Below are 20893 nucleotides of genomic sequence, written 5' to 3' on the forward strand. Positions count from 1 at the left end.
GTGTTTGCCAGGGGGAAGAAATTCGCCAGAGCGGGCGCTAAAAAAACAAAACCCCCAGACTCTCATCCAGGGGTTCTCGGTGTACTTCGAGGAAATTACGCTTCGATAGCGGCGCGAAGTTTTTTCATGGCGTTCTTCTCAAGCTGACGCACACGTTCAGCGGAGACGCCGTAGCGGTCGGCCAGTTCCTGCAACGTGGACTTGTTATCTTCGTCCAGCCAGCGGGCACGGATGATATCCTGGCTACGCTCGTCGAGGCCTTCCATCGCGAAGGTCAGCTTGTTTGCCGCCTGGTCTTCCCAGTTATCCTCTTCAATGCCGTCAGCAAAGTTAGAGGTTTTATCCTGCAGATACAGGACCGGGGCCATCGGCTGGCTGTCGGAGGCATCGTCGTCGGCAGACATATCAAACGTCATGTCCTGCGCGGCCATACGGGATTCCATCTCGCGGACGTCTTTGCTGGAAACGCCCAGCTCGCGCGCCACCATTTCCACTTCATCCTGGTTGAACCAGCCCAGACGCTGCTTGGTTTTACGCAGGTTGAAGAACAGTTTGCGCTGCGCTTTCGTCGTAGCGACTTTCACAATACGCCAGTTACGCAGGACGTATTCGTGAATTTCCGCTTTGATCCAGTGCACGGCGAAGGAGACGAGTCGCACACCCACTTCCGGGTTGAAGCGACGTACCGCCTTCATCAGGCCAATGTTACCTTCCTGAATCAGGTCCGCCTGCGGCAGGCCGTAGCCCGCATAATTACGAGCAACGTGAACAACAAAGCGCAGGTGAGACAGGATCAGCGTTTTAGCTGCTTCCAGATCGCCCTGGTAATGCAGCTTTTCAGCAAGCTCCTTTTCTTCCTCAGCCGTTAACATCGGCCAGGTGTTCGCAGCCCGGATGTAAGATTCCAGGTTACCAACAGGGGCTAAAGCTAAAGTTTGCATTTCTTTGGTCATTCATTCCTCTCAATGTTTCTTCTGGTCCAGGTTGTCCCCGTCAGGCAACAACCATGCCAAAGCGTTTGAGCAACGAGATTAGCATTCACTCTTTTATCAGACAGTGATTTTATCCACAAGTTCCAGGTGCAACAGTGAATAAATTACGCACAAAATGTGACATGAAGTTGATTACAGGGGAAGAGACAACAGGGACGCTTTCCCTGCAAGCGAACATCTCGGTGCAGGGAAAGATTATATCACGCTTTTATTAGTCGGGAGTAAAGTGGCGTAAATGTTGAACCGTTGCCAGCCATGCCGCCACCCAGCCGATCATGGAGCAGACCAGCAGCAACAGCAGGCACTCATCGAACCCTAAGCCACTGATATCAAACTTCGTACCGAAAACCTGCGCCACCTCGGTGACGGCAGACGACAGCCGCATCACCAAAATTTCTGACAAAATCAATGAAAGAAATGCACCAGAAAAACCTAATAACGCGCCGCCATAGAGGAACGGGCGGAGGATGAAACCATCCGTTGCGCCAATCAGTTTCTGCACGTTGATGGTATCGCGACGGGCGAAGATGCTCAGGCGCACGCTGTTACCGATGACGAGGAACACCGCCGCCACCATCAGCACGCCGATCATCGCCGATACGCGCCCCACCAGCCCGGTCAGGGCGGCAAGACGGGCAAACCAGCTGTCGTCCATGCGCACTTCATCAATCCCATTGATGCGGGTAATGCGGTCGCGCAGGGTGTTGAGCGAATCGGTGCCCTGGAAATCGAGCTTCGGGATCACCACCGCCACGGCGGGCAGCGGGTTCTCTTCCAGCATATCCAGCGCGCCGCCGAACCCGGACCAGTTGCGGAATTCGCCCAGCGCTTCATCGCGGGAAAGATAGTTCACTTTCTCCACGCCCTGCTCGGCCTGAATCTGCCCCACTACCTGAGCCGCAGCGTTATCGTCGAGGGCTTTATCCAGATAAACGGTAATCTGCGGCGACGGATAGTACTGGGACGCCGCCTGGCTCACGTTTTTGTAAACCATGTAGCAGACGCTGGGCAGCGTCAGGGAGATGGCAATCACCATCACCGTCAGGAACGTCGCCAGCGGTTTGCTTTTTAGATCCTGCAACGCGCCCTGGAAGGCGTAGCGCACCTGTTCGTTGAAGACGTTGGTTTTACGGGAGTTCGGTTTCGGTGTCGCTTTGGCACGCTTAGGCGCATGGCGATTGCCGTCCCCGCCGCCCTGAGGCTTGCGGAAACGGTCAAACCGGTTGCTGAACTGCCGAATCTGGTTCATTGCATCACGCTTATTCACCGTGGCCTCCGTGCAAATGCCCGTCGCTCAGGGTCAGCATGCGGTACGAACGGCGTGAGATAAGCCCCATGTCGTGCGTCGCCATCAGTACCGTGACCCCCACGCGGTTAAATTCCTCAAACAGACGCAGGATCCCTTCAGAGAGGGCATCGTCCAGGTTACCGGTCGGTTCATCCGCCAGCAAGACGGCAGGCTTGTTCACCACCGCACGGGCGATGCCCACGCGCTGCTGCTCACCGCCGGAGAGCTGGATCGGGAAGTTCTTCGCTTTGTCCAGCAGCCCGACCTTATCCAGTGCCGCCGAAACGCGACGGCGGATATCATCGTAACTGGCGCCGGCAATAATTAGCGGGATCGCGACGTTATCGAAAACCGTGCGATCCATCAGCAGGTGGTGATCCTGGAAAATCATGCCAATCTGACGACGCAGGAACGGCACTTCACGGTTCTTAAGACGGCTAATTTCATGGCCGCTGAACCAGATTTTCCCGGCACTTGGCCGCTCGATCCCACAGATCAGCTTGAGCAGGGTACTTTTCCCCGCGCCGGAATGGCCGGTCAGGAATGCCATCTCGCCTGGCTGGAGGTGGAATGTTACCCCCTGTAGCGCTTGTCTCCCGCCGAGATAGGCCTTGCTGACGTGTTCAAAGCGAATCATTGTTAGTCCTCTCGGGCAAATAGTGCCTCAATAAAGTCGTCCGCTTTAAACGGACGTAAATCCTCAATACGCTCGCCCACACCGATATAACGGATAGGAATGCCGAACTGGTCGGCCACGGAGAAGATCACCCCGCCTTTCGCGGTGCCGTCCAGCTTGGTCAGCGTGATCCCGGTCAGTCCTACCGCTTCATTGAACAGCTTCGCCTGGCTGATGGCGTTCTGTCCGGTGCTGGCGTCGATAGTCAGCATAATTTCATGCGGTGCATCTTCGTCCAGCTTCTTCATGACGCGAACGATTTTCTTCAGCTCTTCCATCAGGTGCGATTTGTTCTGCAAACGCCCTGCGGTATCTGCAATCAGCACGTCCACGTTACGCGACTTCGCCGCCTGGATGGCATCGAAAATCACGGACGCGGAATCCGCGCCGGTGTGCTGGGCAATGACCGGAATATTGTTGCGCTGGCCCCACACCTGGAGCTGTTCCACCGCTGCCGCACGGAAGGTATCGCCCGCCGCCAGCATCACCGATTTGCCCTGCTGCTCAAACTGGCGCGCCAGCTTGCCGATGGTGGTGGTTTTACCCACGCCGTTGACGCCAACCATCAGAATAACAAAGGGCATTTTGCCTTCAATATTAAGCGGTTCGTCAACTTTTGCGAGAATTTCACCCATCTCGTCTTTCAGCAGGCCGTACAGCGCCTCGGCGTCACGCAGCTGTTTGCGGTTCGCCCCTTCGGTCAGGTTGGCGATGATTTTCCGGGTGGTTTCCACGCCCACGTCCGCAATCAGCAGTTGCTCTTCCAGCTCCTCAAACAGATCGTCGTCGATCTTCTTGCCGCGGAACAGACTGATAAATCCGGAACCTAAGTTTTCTTTGGTTTTGAGCAGGCTGCGCTTCAGGCGCGCGAAGAAACCTTCTTTGGTCGGTTTTTCCTGCTCCTGAACGATCTCTTCTTCGGCCTGCTCTTCCACCGGCACGACGATGACCGCTTCTTCAGCCGCTTCCGCCGCCAGCGCCTGGGCCTCCAGCTCTTCGTCGGTCAGCTCTGGCTCAAGGGCCGCTTCTTCTTCCACCGCCTCAACAATTTCAACGGTTTCCGCTTCGGCCTGCCACTCTTCGGCAGAAACCTCTTCAGCTTTCACCTCTTCCGGCAGCGGCAGCGCTTCGTGTTCGATAGCGGCCTGCGGCGCTTCGGTAAGGGTTTCAACGATAACCGGCTCTGGTTTTTCGCTCTCCTGAACCTGTTCGGTAACCTCAACCACCTCTTCGGCAAAGGATTCAATCTCTTCTTTGCTGTGGGCTGGCTCTTCCGCTTCGACAACCGCAGCGGTTTCGACAGGCGTTTCAGGCTGTGACTGCTCTTCTACAACCTGCTGTTCTTCGGTTTTCTGTTCTGTTTCTTGCTCTTTTTCACCGAAACCCAACCAGGAAAAGAAGCCACGTTTTTTTTGTTTTGCCATCTGCGACTACACTCCTCGCGGCGCTATATACAGGGAAGCTAAAAAAATGATGAAATAGTCTAACACTTTACTTAATTGACATCACCGCCCGCAATCGCAGGGCATTGTTAACAGAGCTTTCCTGAGATGAAGAAACCCACCCGCGCCCCGGCCGGTCAAATTCGCATTATCGGCGGTCAGTGGCGAGGCCGGAAATTACCGGTGCCGGACAGCCCCGGTTTACGCCCTACCACGGACCGCGTTCGCGAGACGCTGTTTAACTGGCTCGCCCCGTCAATGGTAGACGCCCATTGCCTGGACTGCTTCGCCGGAAGCGGTGCATTAGGGCTGGAAGCGCTGTCGCGCTATGCTGCGAGCGCCACGCTGCTGGAGATGGAGCGCGGCGTCGCGCAGACGTTGCAGCAAAATTTGGCTACGCTGAAAGCAACCAACGCCAAAGTGGTGAATACCAACACGCTGAGCTTCCTCGCGCAACAGGGGACGCCGTTCAACGTGGTGTTTGTTGACCCGCCGTTCCGTAAAGGGCTGCTGGAAGAGACATTATCGTTGCTGGAAAAAAATGGCTGGCTGGCAGACGACGCGCTGATTTACGTTGAAAGCGAAGTGGAAAATGGTCTGCCGCCCGTTCCCGTTCACTGGGATCTGCACCGCGAGAAGGTCGCCGGCCAGGTGGCTTATCGTCTGTATCACCGTCAGGCACAAGGAGGATCCGATGCCAGTACTGATTAACGTAGGGCGCTTGCTGATGCTGGGCGTCTGGGCATTTTTGATTTTGAATCTGGTGCACCCGTTCCCGCGTCCGCTGAATATCTTCATTAACGTGGCGCTGATTTTCACCGCGTTCATGCATGCCTTGCAGATGGTGATGCTGAAAAACGGACTGCCGAAAGATAGCCCACCGATGACCGGCTGGCAGCAGCTGCGGGTGTTTATTTTCGGCGTATTTGAGCTGCTGGTGTGGATGAAGAAGTTTAAGACGCAGGTGAAGAAGTAAGGTGCGGTGTGATGCCCTCACCCTAACCCTCTCCCACTGGGAGAGGGGACCGATCGCGCATTATTCAGCCCTAAAACCTACAAAACGCGACCCTTTGTAGCTCAGCGTGCCTTTCTCCCCCACCGTCAGCTGGTGGTACTGCTGCGCCTCCAGTCTGAAGGTCATCTCCAGCCCGCCGGTTTCCGGCTTAAAGCTCGCTTCATAGCGCATCGTTGTGCCCGCAGGCGTCACCTGCTGCTGGCGGGATCGGCGGTCATTAAGCGGTTTCTCGCGCTTGTTCGTCACCACCACGCGCTTTTGCATCAGCGGCGCGGCATCGTTGTCGGCCTTCTCACGGCGCTGCTGCACGAAGCGAAACGAGGCGGCAATGACGATAATCGCCAGCACGACAATAAAAAACAGCGGCATCTTGCTCATTGAAAAATCCCATCAGATTATGCGGAATTCAGGATACCTCGCCTGCCCCGGCATTGCCAAACGCCCGCTCGCGTCACTACACTGGATCAGAAACTGATCATTCAGCCTCAACAGTTACAGGGAGTTAATATGCTTTGGTCATTTATCGCTGTCTGTTTTTCCGCATGGCTTTACGTCGATGCGTCTTACCGTGGCCCAGCCTGGCAGCGCTGGTTGTTTAAACCCGTCACGCTATTGCTCCTGCTGTTGCTTGCCTGGCAGGCACCGATGTTTAACGCCATCAGCTATCTTGTCCTCGCGGGGCTGTGTGCGTCCCTGATTGGCGATGCCTTAACCCTGCTGCCGCGCCAGCGTCTGCTGTACGCCGTGGGGGCATTCTTCCTGTCGCATCTGCTCTATACCATCTACTTTGCTAGCCAGATGACGCTCTCCATCTTCTGGCCGCTGCCGCTGGTGCTGCTGGTGATTGGCGCCCTGCTGATCGCGGTGATCTGGTCGCGTCTGGAAGAGATGCGTCTGCCGGTGTGTACGTTTATCGCCATGACGCTGGTGATGGTGTGGCTGGCGGGCGAGCTGTGGTTCTTCCGTCCGACAGCGCCTGCGATGTCCGCGTTCTTCGGTGCCGCACTGTTGCTGTTGGGTAACATCGTCTGGCTGGGCAGCCACTATCGCCGCCGCTTCCGTGCGGATAATGCGATTTCTGCCGCCTGTTACTTTGCCGGACACTTCCTGATTGTGCGTTCACTGTATATCTAAATAACGCTTGACTCTGGAGTCGACTCCAGAGTGTATGCTGCGGTTAATGAGAAAATTATCATTACCGGAGACTGCCATGTCGACTCCAGAAATACCTAAAAAAGTTCCCAAATTCTCGGCACTTAAGCTCAGCCCGGTTCCGCCAAAAGAGGACTGCTGCTGCGAGGGCCCATGCGAAACGCAAACTCAAACGCTGCCTGAAAGCGGCAATCACTACAGCTGGGTCGTCAACGGCATGGACTGCGCGGCCTGCGCCCGCAAAGTGGAAAACGCGGTGAAGCAGGTGCCGGGCGTGAGCCACGTTCAGGTGCTGTTCGCTACCGAAAAGCTGCTGGTCAGCGCCGAAAACGACGTCAGCAGACAGGTTGAAGCCGCCGTCAGCAAAGCGGGTTATACCCTGCGCAGCGAAACGGCGCCCGCAGAAAAAACGTCCCCGCTAAAAGAAAACCTGCCCCTTATCACCCTCATCATGATGATGGCCCTGAGCTGGGGGCTGGAGCAGATCAACCACCCGTTCGGCAACCTGGCGTTTATCGCCACCACGCTGGTTGGCCTGTTCCCGATTGCCCGTCAGGCGCTGCGTCTGATGAGAAGCGGCAGCTGGTTTGCCATCGAAACGCTGATGAGCGTGGCGGCTATCGGGGCGCTGTTTATTGGCGCGACGGCGGAAGCGGCGATGGTGCTGCTGCTGTTCTTAATTGGCGAACGCCTTGAGGGCTGGGCGGCGAGCCGGGCGCGTAAAGGGGTGAGCGCGCTGATGGCGCTAAAGCCGGAAACCGCCACGCGGGTTATTGATGGTCAGCGTGAAACGGTCGCCATCAACACCTTGCGCCCGGGTGACGTGATTGAAGTGCCCGCAGGCGGACGTCTGCCAGCCGATGGGGCCCTCGTTACCGCCACCGCAAGTTTTGACGAAAGTGCCCTGACCGGGGAATCCATCCCGGTTGCGCGCGCGGCGGGTGAAAAGGTGCCTGCGGGCGCCACCAGCGTCGACCGACTGGTGCAGTTGACGGTCCTTTCCGAACCGGGCGACAGTGCCATCGACCGCATCCTCAGGCTGATTGAAGAGGCCGAGGAGCGCCGCGCGCCGGTAGAACGCTTTATCGATCGCTTCAGCCGGATTTACACCCCCGCCATCATGCTGGTGGCGCTGCTGGTCACCGTCGTCCCGCCGCTGTTCTTCGGCGCACCGTGGGAGGGCTGGATTTACAAAGGGCTGACGCTGCTGCTGATCGGCTGTCCGTGTGCGCTGGTGATCTCCACCCCGGCGGCGATTACCTCCGGGCTGGCGGCGGCGGCACGTCGCGGGGCGCTGATTAAGGGCGGCGCGGCGCTGGAACAGCTGAGCCAGGTCCAGCACATCGCCTTCGATAAAACCGGCACGCTGACCGTCGGCAGGCCGCAGGTGACCGGCGTGTATCCGCAGGACATCAGTGAAGACGCCCTGCTGACGCTGGCCGCTGCCGTGGAGCAGGGCTCCACCCACCCTCTGGCGCAGGCGATTGTACGTGAAGCGAAGGGGCGCGGGCTGAACATCCCTCCGGCAACGGCCCAGCGAGCGCTGGTCGGGTCAGGGATTGAAGCTGTGGTCGAAGGCAAAAAAGTGCTGATCGCCGCGGCGGACGCGCGCTCTACTCCACAGGTTGAGGCGCTGGAGCAGGCCGGGCAGACGGTCATTACCGTGATGCAGGACGGTGTGCCGATGGGCATGCTGGCGCTGCGCGACACCCTGCGTGACGATGCGAAAGAGGCCGTCGACGCGCTACACAGGCTGGGAGTACAGGGCGTGATCCTGACCGGCGATAATCCGCGCGCGGCGGCGGCGATTGCAGGCGAGCTGGGGCTGGAATTTAAGGCCGGATTGTTGCCTGCGGATAAAGTCAGCGCGGTAACCGCGCTGAACAGCAACGCCCCGCTGGCGATGGTCGGGGACGGAATAAACGATGCCCCGGCAATGAAAGCTTCCACCATCGGCATTGCGATGGGCAGCGGCACCGACGTGGCACTGGAGACCGCCGACGCGGCGCTGACGCACAACCGCCTGACCGGGCTGGCGCAGATGATAGAACTTGCGCGGGCAACACGCGCCAATATTCGGCAGAACATCGCCATTGCGCTGGGTCTGAAGGGGATTTTCCTGGTCACCACGCTGCTCGGCATGACCGGACTGTGGCTGGCGGTACTGGCGGATACGGGGGCGACGGTGCTGGTTACGGCGAACGCGTTGCGGTTGTTGCGTCAAAGGTAAAAGTGAAACGGCAACCGGGTTGCCGTTTCTCGTGTTTGCCCCCTCTCCCCGCGGGAGAGGGCCGGGGTGAGGGCATCAGGCCGCACGCGTCACTGCATCCCTAACAGCCCCGGCAACCACAATGAAATCGCCGGAATGTACGTCACCATCCCCAGCACGACCAGCAACATACCGTAAAACGGCAGCATCGCCCGCACCACGTGTTCGATCTTCTGCTTACTCACCGCACTCGCCACAAACAGCACCGATCCGACCGGCGGCGTGATCAGCCCAATCCCCAGGTTAACCATCATGATCATCCCAAAATGCACCGGGTCGATACCCAGTGCATTGGTCACCGGCAGCAGCACCGGCGTCAGGATGAGGATGATCGGCGCCATGTCCATCAGCGTGCCAATCAGCAGCAGCATGATGTTGAGGTACATGAGGATCACGTACTTGTTATCGGAGAGCGATGTGAAGAATTCGGTGATGCGCATCGGCAGTTGCATGTAGGTCATCACCGCCCCAAACGCCGCGGCAAAGCCGATTAAAATCATCACGATGGTGACGGTTTTCACCGTGCGGCACATCAGCTTCGGCAGTTCGCTCCACTTGTAGTCGCGGTAGATAAACATGGTGACGAAGAACGCCCACAGGCAGGCCACGGCGGCAGATTCGGTGGCGGTAAAAATCCCGGACAAGATCCCGCCGAGGATAATCACCACCGTCATCAGCCCCCACAGGGCATCGAGCATAATTTTCAGCGCCTGCCTGAACGGGATTTTGTCCCCCTTCGGGTAGCCGCGCTTGCGGGCGAAGCACAGGCAGAGCACCATCAGGCTCACGCCCAGCAGCAGGCCCGGCAGCACGCCCGCGATAAACAGCGTGGCGATGGAGACCGTTCCCCCCGCCGCCAGGGAGTAAATCACCGAGTTGTGGCTGGGCGGGATCAGAATCGCCTGCACCGACCCGCTGGCCGTCACCGCCGCCGCGTATTCGCGCGGATAACCCTTCTTCTCCATCTCCGGGATCATCACGCTGCCGATAGACGCCGTATCCGCCACCGACGAGCCGGAAATCGCGCCGAAGAACGTCGAGGCGACAATGTTCACCAGCGACAGCCCACCGCGGATAAAGCCGACGAACACGTAGGCGAAATTCACCAGCCGTCGGGCAATGCCCCCTTCCGCCATGATCGCCCCGGCAAGAATGAAGAACGGGATTGCCAGCAGGGTAAATTTATTGACCCCGCTGGTGATCTGGATCATCAGCGCCTCCAGCGGCAGGTCAATCCACAGCGCGCCCGCCACGGCGCTTAAGCCGACGGCGAAGGCCACCGGCATCCCCAGCGCCAGCAAAATGGCGAGGGTGAATAACAAAACAAAAGCATCCATTGTTCACCCCTTAACTGTGATTGCCGATCAGCACGACCGGACGGTTTTCCTGCGAGCCAAACAGCAGGCGTTCAAGCACAAACAGGATCAAAATGGCCGACCCGACAGGCAGAGGCAGATAGCTTTCGCCGGAGGTCAAGAGCGGAAACTCCGCCACCGGCTGCTCCCACAGCTCAACGCACAGCCAGTAGCTGTACCAGCACATCAGGCCAGAAATAAGCAGCATCAGCAGATCCACTACCCGCGCGCACAGCCTTTGCAGCGACGCGGGCAGGTGGTCGGTAAGCATGTTGACCGCAATATGCGACCCGGCGCGGTAGCTCACCGCCGCGCCGATGAAGGTAAACGTCACCATGCAGATAATGGCGATCGGCTCCGGCCAGGATTCGCCGCGATTGAGCACGTAGCGTGAGAAGATGCCGATGGGGATGACAATCGTCATCACCAGCAGCGAGAGACCCGCCACCGCCATGGCGAGCAGGTACAGACGATCCATCCACTTCAGGTAGAGTTCGGACATACGTACTCCGGATTACTGAACGTCAGCGATGGCTTTCATCAGATCCTGATGCTTGTCGCCATACTGCGCGCGCACCGGCTCAGTGGCTTTGATGAACACCGTTTTGTCGATATCGTGGAACTTCACGCCGCCAGCCTTCATTTTTGCCAGCGCCTGGTCGTTATACGCATTCCACAGCTTGCGCTGCTCGAACTGCGCTTCGCGGGCCAGCGTCAGGATCTTTTGCTGTTCGTCAGCGCTCAGTTTGTCCCATTTCACTTTGGAGTAGAGCAGCATTTCCGGAGTGATAAAGTGGCCGCTCAGCGTGTAGTTTTTGGCGATCGGCATGTAGTTGTGGGCGATAAAGGTTGGCGGGTTGTTCTCCGCGCCATCGATCACCCCGGTCTGCATGCCGCTGTAAACCTCGCTGACGCCCATCGCCACCGAGTTCGCCCCCATCGCTTTCAGCGTGGCCAGCGCCACCGGGCTACCCTGAACGCGGATCTTCTTCCCTTTCAGGTCTTCCGGTTTAACGATCGGCGCTTTGGTGATCAGATTGCGGGTGCCGGAATCCATCCAGCCGAGGAAGACCAGGCGCGATTTCGGGTTGGCGGTCAGCTTGTCGCCAATCTGCTTGCCGATATCCCCGTCGATCACCTTGTGCATGTGGTCTTCATCGCGGAATACGTAGGGCAGCGTAAACACTTCGATATCCGGCAGGATGGCGGCAACCGGCGCCATAGAGACGCGGATCATGTCTATCGCCCCCATCTGCGCCTGCTCAATCATCTGCTTTTCATCCCCCAGCACGCCGCCGGGGAAGACCTTAATCTCCAGCTTGCCATCGGTTTGTTGTTTGAGTTTTTCACCCATCTGCTGAACCGCCACCACGTTCGGGTAGCCTTCAGGATGCACATCGGCGACTTTGATGGTCTGGGCAGAAACGGTGCAGGCAAAAGCAGACAGGCACAGAGCAGCCAGTAACGGCTTGAGGGTCGTTTTCATTGAGTCAACTCCAGGGTAGTGAAATAAGCGTTAAAACGATGTTTTAGTTTTTGACGTTTAAAAATTAGACTACGGCTGGAAAAAGGAGGGTGAAGCGCCTCACAAAAAGCGCGAAATTTTGAAACGATGGTTCGAAATTGTGATGGGTGCTTGTCGGGTGGCGGCTGCGCCTTACCCGACCTACTACACCCGTAGGCCCGTGCAAGCGAAGCGCCGCCGGGCATCAGGCCGCACTTACCCCTTACGAATCACATACCGGTACGGCAAGGTCTCGGTTTGCTGCGCTACCAGTTCATGTTCCATAAAGGTACAAAAACCGGGAATATCGCGGGTAGTGGCCGGGTCATCGGCGACGATCAGCAGCGTTTCGCCGCTCTGCATGTTACGGACGGTCTTACGCACCATCATTACCGGCTCCGGGCAACGGAGGCCCTGAGCATCAAGCGTGTGGTCTGGGCTGGAAAACAGGTCAATCATGTTCTTCTCGTTCAGGTAAAAACGGCTGTAGTTTACGCCCCGCTATCGCCAATGCAAACCAGGTTAACGATTGCGTGAAAATTAGCCATTGCAAAGTGTCGTCAAAGCAGTATCATGCGGCGGCTTTATTGGGTTCCCTCACCCCAAATATTAATCAAAAAGGTACAATATGAACTCCTTTACACAATCGCAACGCGTCAAGGCGTTGTTCTGGCTTTCGCTATTTCATCTGCTGGTGATCATCTCCAGTAACTATCTGGTACAGCTCCCCATCTCCATTTTTGGTTTCCATACCACCTGGGGCGCGTTCAGTTTCCCGTTTATTTTCCTTGCGACGGATTTAACCGTACGTATTTTTGGCGCACCGCTGGCGCGGCGGATTATTTTTGCGGTGATGATCCCGGCACTGTTTGTCTCCTACGCCATCTCCTCGCTGTTTTACATGGGCAGCTGGCAGGGCTTCGAAGCGCTGACGCACTTCAACCTGTTCGTCGCGCGTATTGCCGCCGCCAGCTTTATGGCCTATGCCCTGGGGCAGATCCTCGATGTCCACGTGTTTAACCGCCTGCGTCAGAACCATCGCTGGTGGATGGCACCAACGGCTTCCACGCTGTTCGGTAACGTGAGCGATACGCTGGCCTTCTTCTTCATTGCCTTCTGGCGCAGCCCGGACGCCTTCATGGCAGAACACTGGATGGAAATCGCTCTGGTGGACTACGCCTTTAAGGTGCTTATCAGCCTGGTCTTCTTCCTGCCGATGTACGGCGTGCTGTTGAATATGCTGCTGAAAAGACTGGCAGATAAATCTGAAATCTCCGCATTGCAGGCAGGTTAAGGGTTCGCTTTATCAGTTGTGATAAGATGAACGAATGAGCCGCTATGGCCGTTTATCGAAAGGAAGAAGTCAATGCGCAATCTGGTTAAATATGTCGGGATTGGCCTGCTGGTTGTTGGCCTTGCAGCCTGTGATAACAGCGACACCAAAACGCCTGCTCAGGGCGCGTCAGCAGAAAGCAACGCCACCGGTCAGCCGGTGAGCCTGATGGATGGCAAACTCAGTTTCTCTCTGCCCGCGGACATGACCGATCAGAGCGGTAAGCTGGGCACCCAGGCGAACAACATGCACGTCTACTCCGATGCCACCGGGCAAAAAGCAGTCATTGTGATTGTCGGTGACGATACCAGCGAAGATCTGGGTGTGCTGTCCAAACGTCTGGAAGATCAGCAGCGCAGCCGCGACCCGCAGCTTCAGGTGGTGACCAATAAGTCTATCGAGCTGAAAGGCCACACGCTGCAACAGCTGGACAGCATCATCTCCGCCAAAGGCCAGACCGCTTACTCCTCCGTGGTTCTCGGCAAGGTAGATAATAAACTGCTGACCATGCAGATCACTCTGCCTGCAGATAATCAGCAAAAAGCGCAGGCAACCGCTGAAAACATCATTAACACCCTCGTGATCCAGTAATCGTTCACCAGGATGACGTGGCCTCCGTCGCTTGCGCCGGGGGCCATTTTTTTTCCATGACTTTAAGACTAACGCTCCAGACGAAGCGAATCCGGCGCACTACAATTAGCAAGCCCCCCGGAAAAAGGAATTCTTATGACTGCCAGCCCGCCCGACAAAGCCGGACTTCATATTTTATTAAAACTCGCCTGCCTGGTGGTTATCCTTGCGGGTATCCATGCGGCGGCGGATATCATTGTTCAGCTTCTGCTGGCGCTGTTTTTCGCCATCGTCCTCAACCCGCTGGTGACGTGGTTTTTACGCCGGGGCATCAGCCGCCCGGTCGCGATTACCATTGTGGTGATGGTGATGCTGGTTGTCCTGACGGCGCTGTTCGGCGTGCTCGCCGCCTCGCTGAGCGAATTTTCCACCATGCTGCCGCAGTACAATAAAGAGCTGACGCGCAAGCTGGTCGATCTCCAGCGCATGTTGCCGTTCGTGAATCTGCATATCTCACCGGAACGGATGCTGCGCCGGATGGATTCCGAGAAGGTGATGACCTACGCCACCACGTTGATGACCGGGCTTTCCGGGGCAATGGCCAGCATTCTGCTGCTGGTGATGACGGTGGTGTTTATGCTGTTCGAAGTGCGCCACGTGCCGTATAAGCTGCGTTTTGCCCTGAACAATCCGCAGATCCACATTGCCGGCTTGCATCGCGCGCTGAAGGGTGTGTCCAAATATCTGGCGCTGAAAACGCTGTTAAGCCTGTGGACCGGCGTGATCGTCTGGCTGGGGCTGGTGCTGCTGGACGTGCAGTTCGCGCTGATGTGGGGCGTGCTGGCGTTTTTACTGAACTACGTGCCCAATATCGGCGCGGTGCTTTCTGCCGTTCCGCCGATGATCCAGGCGTTCCTGTTTAACGGTTTTTATGAGTGCATGCTGGTAGGAGCGCTGTTCCTCGTCGTGCATATGGTGCTGGGCAATATTCTCGAACCGCGCATGATGGGTCACCGTCTGGGCATGTCGACGATGGTGGTGTTTTTATCGTTACTGATCTGGGGATGGCTGCTGGGACCGGTGGGCATGCTGCTCTCCGTACCGCTCACCAGCGTCTGTAAAATCTGGATGGAAACCACGAAAGGAGGCAGTAAACTCGCCATTCTGCTGGGTCCGGGTCGACCAAAAAGCCGTTTGCCGGGATAACCGGGTGGAAAGGGTTAAAAGTGACGTTTATTCGCCAGCGCGACGACAACATTGTACGATGTGCGCAGCAAATCGCGCTGGCGAAGAAAAAGTCACAGAAACAGGTTTATCGCGGACGCGCGTAGATGAAATTTACACTTACCCTTATCGACTGGCAGGCAAGAGCGCCAGGACTCAGCGATGCCGACGAATGGCAGGCATGGTCACGCCGGTCTGACGCCATCGATCCTGATGCACCGCTGGCGAAACTGACCGATCTGCCGATGATGACCGCCCGCCGCCTGAATTCAGGCAGCAAGCTGGCCGTTGATCTTGGCCTGATGATGCTGCGCAAACACCGCATCGACGCCGTCGTCTACAGCAGCCGTCACGGGGAGCTGGAACGCAATTTTCGTATTCTCCAGGCCCTGGCGGCAGATCAGCCCGTTTCCCCCACCGATTTTGCCATGTCGGTACACAACTCGGCGGTCGGCAATCTCACTATCGCCGCGCGTCAGCCTGTTGTCTCTTCGTCGGTTTCCGCCGGTATGGATACCTTCCAGCAGAGCTTATGCGAGGTGCTGAGTCTGCTACATGCGGGCTACTCACGCGTGTTGCTGGTAGATTTCGACGGTCTGCTGCCGGAGTTTTATCACGCCGGGCTGCCGCCGCAGATGCCCGTCTGGCCCTACGCGCTGGCGCTGGTAATTGAGGCCGGAAATACGCTCAGCTGTGAAACGCACGCCAACCGCAGGCCTGAAGAGCCCGCGCTGCCGCAAAGCCTGCAGTTCCTGCGCCATTACCTGCGGGACGAGCGCCAGTTTACCCTGCCGGGCGAGCGCCTGCTGTGGCAATGGACGCGCCAATGAGAGGGTTACGTTCCCGCCTCGATCGGGTATGGCGCATGCTGATGACCGGATTGTGCTTCGCCCTGTTCGGCCTCGGCGGGCTGACGCTGTCGCTGGTGTGGTTTAACCTGCTGCTGATTTTCCAGCGTGACCGCACCCAACGTCGCCGCCTGGCACGCCGCACTATTTCTGCCAGTTTCCGCCTGTTCCTCGCGGTGGTACGCGGTGTAGGGGTACTGGATTACCGTTTCAACAACCTGGACGTTTTGCGCGCCGAGCGGGGCTGTCTGGTGATTGCGAACCATCCCTCGCTGCTGGACTACGTTCTGCTGGCGTCGGTGATGAACGAAACCGACTGTCTGGTGAAAAGCGCGTTGCTGCGTAACCCGTTCGTCAGCGGCGTGATCCGCGCGGCGGACTATCTGATTAACAGCGAAGCTGACACGCTGCTTGCCGCAAGCCAGCAGCGTCTGGCCCAGGGCGACACCCTGCTTATCTTCCCTGAAGGCACCCGCACCCGGGTGGGAGAAGCCATGACCCTGCAACGTGGGGCGGCGAATATCGCCGTTCGCTGCAACAGCGCCGTGCGCGTGGTGGTGATCCACTGTAGCGAACGGATGCTGGATAAACAGAGCAACTGGTATAACGTGCCCCCCAACAAACCTGTTTTCACCGTGGATGTTCGCGAACGCATCAACATTCATGATTTTTATGATGCGAGTCAGCACGAACCCGCGCTGGCAGCAAGGCAGTTAAACCGGCATATGCAGCATCAGTTAACAACCGGTCTTCAATCTTTGTCAGGAACGAAAGATGCAAGCGCTCTATCTTGAAATTAAGAATCTCATTATCTCTACGCTGAATCTGGAAGAACTTACCCCAGAGGATATTGATACAGACGCCGCGCTCTTTGGCGACGGCCTCGGTCTGGACTCAATCGACGCCCTTGAGCTGGGGCTGGCGGTAAAAAATCAGTACGGCGTAGTGCTTTCTGCCGAAAGTGACGAGATGCGTCAGCACTTCTATTCCGTTGCCACGCTCGCGGCTTTTATTCATCAACAACGCGCCTGAGAATGACCGCTATGACAGAACAACAAACGATTTATCAGGAAGTCTCTGCGCTTCTTATTACGCTGTTTGAAGTCGCTCCGGAGGATATTACCCCTGAGGCACGTCTTTACGAGGATCTGGATCTCGACAGCATTGATGCCGTCGATATGGTAGTGCACCTGCAAAAGAAGACGGGCCATAAAATCAAGCCCGAAACCTTCAAAGCGGTGCGCACGGTGCAGGACGTCGTGGACGTTGTGGAACAGCTTCAGCGCGACGCGTAACGTGCGTTCAATTCCAGTTCTTCCCGCCCTGACGGGGCTGATGCTGCTGGCATGGCCGTTTTTGATCGGCTTCGGGCTGGCGAATAATAGCCTGCACGGGATACTGCCCGTGATGGCGCTGGTGCTGCTGTTACGCGTCTGCCAGGCCCGTCGGCAGGGCGGTCCCCTGCGTTATCTTTTCGTGAGCGTGGCGCTGGCTGGCATAGCGCTTTGCGCGGCGAGCTACGTCCTGCACGCGCACCAGTGGGTGCTGTTTTATCCGGTGGTGGTGAATCTGGTGATGCTGGCGGTGTTTGGCGGTTCGCTGTGGACGGCAATGCCTGTCGTTGAACGGCTGGCGCGCCTGCGTGAACCGGATCTCTCCCCCGCCGGGGTACGTTACACGCGCCGGGTTACCCAGGTCTGGTGCGGCTTTTTTATTATTAACGGGGCGATCGCGCTGTTTACCGTATTACACGCCGATATCCGTCTGTGGACGCTGTGGAACGGGATGATTGCCTATCTCCTGATGGGCACGCTGATGGCCGGCGAGTGGCTGGTGCGACAACGGGTGATGAAAAACGATGCTTAACCCTCTCCCGCTTAGCCAGTGGCTCAGTGCCCCCCGCCCTGACGACACCCCTGTCGCCTGGCAGGACAACCATCTCTGGACTCTTGGCGATCTGCGCCACGACGTCACTCAGCTGGTCGACACGCTGCGTGATGAAGAAGGCAAGCGCTGGGCGCTGTGCATCGAAAACGGCTATCTGTTTATTGTCGCGCTGCTGGCGACGCTGCATGCGGGTAAAACGCCGGTCCTCCCCGGGCACAGCCGGGCGGCGCAGCTTAACGAACAGCGGGCGCTGTTCAGCGGCGTCCTGAGCGACACCACGCTCGATTTTCAGGGGCGACAGCTGCGGGTGGCTTCCGCTCAGCGGGCAGGCCATCCCTTTTCACCGCTGCCTGCCATCGATGAGATGCGCACGATCGAGCTTTACACCTCCGGCTCGACCGGCACGCCGCAGCGGGTGAGTAAGCCGGTGGTCAGCCTGGATCGTGAGGCTCGTCTGCTGGCGGAACATTTTGGCGAGCGTCTGGCAGGCTGTCACGTCGTCGCTTCCGTGGTGCTGCACCACCTGTATGGCCTGACGTTTCGTGTCGTCTTACCCATGGCGCTCGGCCTGCCGCTGCACGCCAGCCTGCTCAACTATGCCGAGCAGCTCTCTGCCCTTCCCGACAATAAACGCTATCTTTTCATCAGCAGTCCGGCGTTTCTCAAGCGGCTGGACGCGTCACTGACGCCGCCCCCCGTCAACCTGCTCTTCTCCGCTGGCGGCGCGCTGCCCTGGCAGGAGGTCGCCGCGGTTCAGGCCTGGCTCAACGTCTGGCCGGATGAAATATATGGCAGCACAGAAACGGGGGTTATGGCCTGGCGCTACCGTCAGGAGGAAAGCATCCGCTGGCAGCCTTTCCCCGGCGTGACGTTTCACGGCGATCGCGTGACGTCGCCGCTGATCCCCGAGGCGGAGGGGGTCCTGCTGGATGATATCCTGCACTTCACGGCTGACGGGCAGTTCAGCCTCGTCGGGCGCCGCGGTCGGGTGGTCAAAATTGAAGATAAGCGCATTTCGCTCGATGACATTGAGCGCCGCCTGCTGGCGCTGGACGGCATCCGCGAAGCCGCCGCGCTGACGGTGACGCGCGGCGGGCGTCAGGGTATTGGCGTATTGCTGGTGCTGAATGAAGCGGTGCGTCAGCAACACGAACAGAGCAAAAAAGCGCAGGAGCTCGCCTGGCGTCGCGCCCTTCGCCCCTGGCTTGAACCGGTTGCCGTGCCGCGCTACTGGCGGATCGTTGATGAAATTCCGGTCAACAGCATGAACAAGCGCGTTACTGCGCAGCTACAGGAGTTGTTTCATGAAAATCCCTGAAATCGAACGCCGCGAGCCTGGACCCGGGTATCTGGAGATAACCCTTTATCTTGATCCTGACCTGCTCTGGTTTAAGGGACATTTCGCCGTACAGCCGCTGCTGCCGGGCGTGGCCCAGCTCGACCGGGTGATGCATTACGCTGCCGCGCTGGCGCCGGGCTACCGTTTTCACAGTATTCAGAACGTGAAGTTCGCCGCCCCGCTGTTGCCGGAGAACACGGTCACGCTGCTCCTTGCCTGGCAGCCCGAACGCCAGATGCTGACCTTTAGCTACCAGCGCCATGCGGGTAACGAGCGTCACACCGCCAGCAGCGGGAAGATTCGCTTATGTCAGTAACCTTCCGTCCCTGCGTCCTGATCCCGTGCTACAACCACGGGGCGATGATGGCTTCGGTGCTGGCGCGCCTGGCGCCTTTCGATCTGCCCTGTCTGGTGGTGGACGACGGCAGCGATGAAACCACGCGCCGCACGCTTGAAGCGCTGGCGGCGGATCGTCCGCAGGTCACGCTGCTGCGCCTCGCCGAAAACAGCGGCAAAGGCGCGGCGGTGATGCAGGGGCTGAAAGCCTGTGCCGATCGCGGCTTCACCCACGCCGTTCAGGTGGACGCTGACGGCCAGCACGCTATTGAAGACATCCCCAAACTGCTGGCGCTGGCCGAACGCCATCCCGATGCGCTCATTTCCGGTCAGCCCGTTTATGATGACTCGATCCCCCGTTCGCGCCTGTACGGGCGTTGGATAACGCACGTCTGGGTCTGGATTGAAACCCTCTCCCTGCAACTGAAAGACAGCATGTGCGGGTTTCGCGTTTACCCGATAGCGCCGGTAATGCGCCTGGCGGCGGGCACGCCGCTTGGCAGGCGGATGGATTTTGATACTGAAGTGATGGTGCGCCTCTACTGGCAGGGCAACACCAGCTATTTTCTGCCCACCCGCGTGACCTATCCGCCGGACGGGGTATCCCATTTCGATGCCCTGAAAGACAACGTGCGCATCTCGTTGATGCATACCCGTCTGTTTCTCGGCATGCTGCCGCGCATTCCTTCCCTGCTGATGCGTCGCCGCTCGCAGCACTGGGCGCAGCAGCAGGAGGTGAAAGGATTATGGGGCATGCGCCTGATGCTGCGCGTCTGGCAGTTGCTGGGGCGAAAGGCGTTTACCATCCTGCTGTGGCCGGTTACGGCCGTCTACTGGCTGACCGCCCGCGCTGCGCGTCAGGCGTCGCAGCAGTGGCTGACGCGGGTTAAAGCGGTGATGGCACAGCGGCAAATGCCGCAACCCGTACGGCTTAACAGTTTTTCCCACTTCCTGCGCTTCGGTCATGCCATGCTGAACAAAGTGGCCAGCTGGCGCGGCGAAATGAAGCTTCATCGCGATCTGGTCTTTGCGCCAGGCGCGCAGGAGGCGCTGGGTCTTGACGATCCTCAGGGCAAACTGCTGCTCGCGTCGCATCTTGGCGATGTGGAAGCCTGCCGGGCGCTGGCCCAGCGCGAAGGGGCGAAAACCATCAACGCGCTGGTCTTTAGCGACAATGCTCAGCGTTTTAAACAGGTGATGGAGGAGATGGCGCCGCAGGCGGGCATTCACCTGATGCCGGTCACCGACATTGGCCCGGAGACCGCCATCCTCATTAAAGAGAAGCTGGATCGCGGCGAATGGGTGGCGATCGTGGGCGATCGCATCGCCGTCACCCCGCAGCGCGGCGGCAGCTGGCGGGTGATATGGAGCGAATTTATGGGCCAGCCCGCGCCGTTCCCGCAGGGACCGTTTATCCTGGCGTCCCTATTGCGCTGCCCGGTGGTGCTGATTTTTGCCCTCTGCCAGCAGGGAAAGCTGACCCTGCACTGCGAGCCGTTTGCCGACCCGCTGCTGCTGCCGCGCGGCGAACGCCAGCAGGCGCTACAGCAGACCGTCGATCGCTATGCGCAGCGGCTGGAGCATTACGCGCTCTTGTCGCCGCTCGACTGGTTTAATTTTTTCGATTTCTGGCAGCTGCCAGAGGTCAACGAGAAGGAGTAAA

24 protein-coding genes are annotated in these 20893 nt (G+C 58.2%); 15 read left to right on the top strand and 9 right to left on the bottom strand.

The annotated features are described in order from the left end of the window. Positions 1-95: 95 nt before the first annotated feature. From rpoH to ftsY, 4 genes are all read right to left on the bottom strand, one after another. Positions 96-953 carry an RNA polymerase sigma factor RpoH gene (gene rpoH / locus ACQG03_RS20365; RefSeq protein WP_000159624.1) on the bottom strand — a complete coding sequence of 286 codons (858 nt, stop codon included), beginning with the start codon at positions 951-953 and terminating at the stop codon, positions 96-98. A 250-nt stretch (positions 954-1203) separates the two neighbouring features. Then, positions 1204-2259 carry a permease-like cell division protein FtsX gene (gene ftsX, locus ACQG03_RS20370; RefSeq protein WP_063163688.1) on the bottom strand — a complete coding sequence of 352 codons (1056 nt, stop codon included), beginning with the start codon at positions 2257-2259 and terminating at the stop codon, positions 1204-1206. Next, positions 2252-2917, bottom strand: coding sequence for a cell division ATP-binding protein FtsE (gene ftsE / locus ACQG03_RS20375; RefSeq protein WP_006812284.1), 666 nt, complete (start codon positions 2915-2917; stop codon positions 2252-2254). The genes ftsX and ftsE overlap by 8 nt, the downstream gene beginning before the upstream one ends. 2 nt (positions 2918-2919) lie before the next feature. After that, positions 2920-4380: a signal recognition particle-docking protein FtsY gene (ftsY, locus tag ACQG03_RS20380; RefSeq protein ID WP_023298805.1), complete on the bottom strand. Its 1461-nt coding sequence runs from the start codon at positions 4378-4380 to the stop codon at positions 2920-2922. Between the two features lie 126 nt (positions 4381-4506). Here ftsY and rsmD point away from each other — a divergent pair, with 126 nt between their 5' ends. Continuing rightward, positions 4507-5109, top strand: a complete 603-nt coding sequence (rsmD, locus tag ACQG03_RS20385) for a 16S rRNA (guanine(966)-N(2))-methyltransferase (protein ID WP_022649669.1) — start codon at positions 4507-4509, stop codon at positions 5107-5109. Continuing rightward, a complete protein-coding gene (locus ACQG03_RS20390) occupies positions 5093-5374 on the top strand; it encodes a DUF1145 family protein (protein ID WP_046620682.1) in 282 nt (93 codons plus the stop codon). Before rsmD ends, ACQG03_RS20390 begins: the two co-directional genes overlap by 17 nt. Before the next feature lie 60 nt (positions 5375-5434). Here the strand turns inward: ACQG03_RS20390 and ACQG03_RS20395 are convergent, their stop codons facing one another. Next, on the bottom strand, positions 5435-5791 hold the full coding sequence (locus ACQG03_RS20395; protein WP_063163689.1) for a DUF2500 domain-containing protein: 357 nt from the start codon (positions 5789-5791) through the stop codon (positions 5435-5437). A 129-nt stretch (positions 5792-5920) separates the two neighbouring features. Between ACQG03_RS20395 and ACQG03_RS20400 the strand changes: the two genes are divergently transcribed. Together ACQG03_RS20400 and zntA are read left to right on the top strand one after the other, a co-directional pair. Next, on the top strand, positions 5921-6547 hold the full coding sequence (locus ACQG03_RS20400; RefSeq protein ID WP_022649672.1) for a lysoplasmalogenase: 627 nt from the start codon (positions 5921-5923) through the stop codon (positions 6545-6547). A 76-nt stretch (positions 6548-6623) separates the two neighbouring features. Beyond that, complete coding sequence (gene zntA / locus ACQG03_RS20405) at positions 6624-8795, top strand: Zn(II)/Cd(II)/Pb(II) translocating P-type ATPase ZntA (RefSeq protein ID WP_063163690.1); 2172 nt, start codon at positions 6624-6626, stop codon at positions 8793-8795. An 89-nt stretch (positions 8796-8884) separates the two neighbouring features. Here zntA and ACQG03_RS20410 read toward each other — a convergent pair whose 3' ends face one another. The 4 genes from ACQG03_RS20410 to tusA all read right to left on the bottom strand — a co-directional run bounded on the left by ACQG03_RS20410 (position 8885) and on the right by tusA (position 12152). Then, positions 8885-10171: a TRAP transporter large permease gene (locus tag ACQG03_RS20410; protein WP_022649674.1), complete on the bottom strand. Its 1287-nt coding sequence runs from the start codon at positions 10169-10171 to the stop codon at positions 8885-8887. A gap of 10 nt (positions 10172-10181) precedes the next feature. Beyond that, positions 10182-10691 (bottom strand): TRAP transporter small permease, encoded by a 510-nt coding sequence (locus tag ACQG03_RS20415; protein WP_063163691.1) that lies wholly within the window; start codon positions 10689-10691, stop codon positions 10182-10184. Between the two features lie 12 nt (positions 10692-10703). Further along, positions 10704-11675: a TRAP transporter substrate-binding protein gene (locus ACQG03_RS20420; RefSeq protein WP_063163692.1), complete on the bottom strand. Its 972-nt coding sequence runs from the start codon at positions 11673-11675 to the stop codon at positions 10704-10706. A gap of 234 nt (positions 11676-11909) precedes the next feature. Further along, positions 11910-12152, bottom strand: a complete 243-nt coding sequence (tusA, locus tag ACQG03_RS20425) for a sulfurtransferase TusA (protein WP_063163693.1) — start codon at positions 12150-12152, stop codon at positions 11910-11912. 169 nt (positions 12153-12321) lie between these two features. Here tusA and ACQG03_RS20430 point away from each other — a divergent pair, with 169 nt between their 5' ends. From ACQG03_RS20430 to ACQG03_RS20480, 11 genes are all read left to right on the top strand, one after another. Then, entirely contained in the window at positions 12322-12987 is a 666-nt protein-coding gene (locus tag ACQG03_RS20430; protein WP_022649676.1) for a 7-cyano-7-deazaguanine/7-aminomethyl-7-deazaguanine transporter, read from the top strand. Positions 12988-13059: 72 nt separating this feature from the next. After that, positions 13060-13617: a DcrB family lipoprotein gene (locus ACQG03_RS20435; protein WP_022649677.1), complete on the top strand. Its 558-nt coding sequence runs from the start codon at positions 13060-13062 to the stop codon at positions 13615-13617. A 135-nt stretch (positions 13618-13752) separates the two neighbouring features. Then, a complete protein-coding gene (locus tag ACQG03_RS20440) occupies positions 13753-14802 on the top strand; it encodes an AI-2E family transporter (protein WP_003861270.1) in 1050 nt (349 codons plus the stop codon). 125 nt (positions 14803-14927) lie between these two features. Further along, positions 14928-15650, top strand: a complete 723-nt coding sequence (locus ACQG03_RS20445; protein WP_023307137.1) for a beta-ketoacyl synthase chain length factor — start codon at positions 14928-14930, stop codon at positions 15648-15650. After that, complete coding sequence (locus tag ACQG03_RS20450) at positions 15647-16462, top strand: lysophospholipid acyltransferase family protein (RefSeq protein ID WP_038416873.1); 816 nt, start codon at positions 15647-15649, stop codon at positions 16460-16462. The genes ACQG03_RS20445 and ACQG03_RS20450 overlap by 4 nt, the downstream gene beginning before the upstream one ends. After that, positions 16443-16700 carry a phosphopantetheine-binding protein gene (locus tag ACQG03_RS20455; protein ID WP_003861263.1) on the top strand — a complete coding sequence of 86 codons (258 nt, stop codon included), beginning with the start codon at positions 16443-16445 and terminating at the stop codon, positions 16698-16700. Before ACQG03_RS20450 ends, ACQG03_RS20455 begins: the two co-directional genes overlap by 20 nt. 11 nt (positions 16701-16711) lie before the next feature. Then, positions 16712-16963, top strand: a complete 252-nt coding sequence (locus ACQG03_RS20460) for an acyl carrier protein (protein ID WP_022649680.1) — start codon at positions 16712-16714, stop codon at positions 16961-16963. Then, positions 16935-17534 carry a hypothetical protein gene (locus ACQG03_RS20465; protein WP_063152539.1) on the top strand — a complete coding sequence of 200 codons (600 nt, stop codon included), beginning with the start codon at positions 16935-16937 and terminating at the stop codon, positions 17532-17534. Before ACQG03_RS20460 ends, ACQG03_RS20465 begins: the two co-directional genes overlap by 29 nt. Next, a complete protein-coding gene (locus ACQG03_RS20470; protein ID WP_063163694.1) occupies positions 17527-18873 on the top strand; it encodes an AMP-binding protein in 1347 nt (448 codons plus the stop codon). The genes ACQG03_RS20465 and ACQG03_RS20470 overlap by 8 nt, the downstream gene beginning before the upstream one ends. Next, positions 18860-19210: a (3R)-hydroxymyristoyl-ACP dehydratase gene (locus ACQG03_RS20475; protein ID WP_022649683.1), complete on the top strand. Its 351-nt coding sequence runs from the start codon at positions 18860-18862 to the stop codon at positions 19208-19210. The genes ACQG03_RS20470 and ACQG03_RS20475 overlap by 14 nt, the downstream gene beginning before the upstream one ends. Continuing rightward, entirely contained in the window at positions 19201-20892 is a 1692-nt protein-coding gene (locus ACQG03_RS20480) for a glycosyltransferase family 2 protein (RefSeq protein WP_063163695.1), read from the top strand. The genes ACQG03_RS20475 and ACQG03_RS20480 overlap by 10 nt, the downstream gene beginning before the upstream one ends. Position 20893: the final 1 nt, after the last annotated feature.

The organism is Enterobacter cloacae complex sp. 342H5, assembly GCF_050030905.1.
In the GTDB taxonomy this organism is placed as follows: domain Bacteria; phylum Pseudomonadota; class Gammaproteobacteria; order Enterobacterales; family Enterobacteriaceae; genus Enterobacter; species Enterobacter intestinihominis.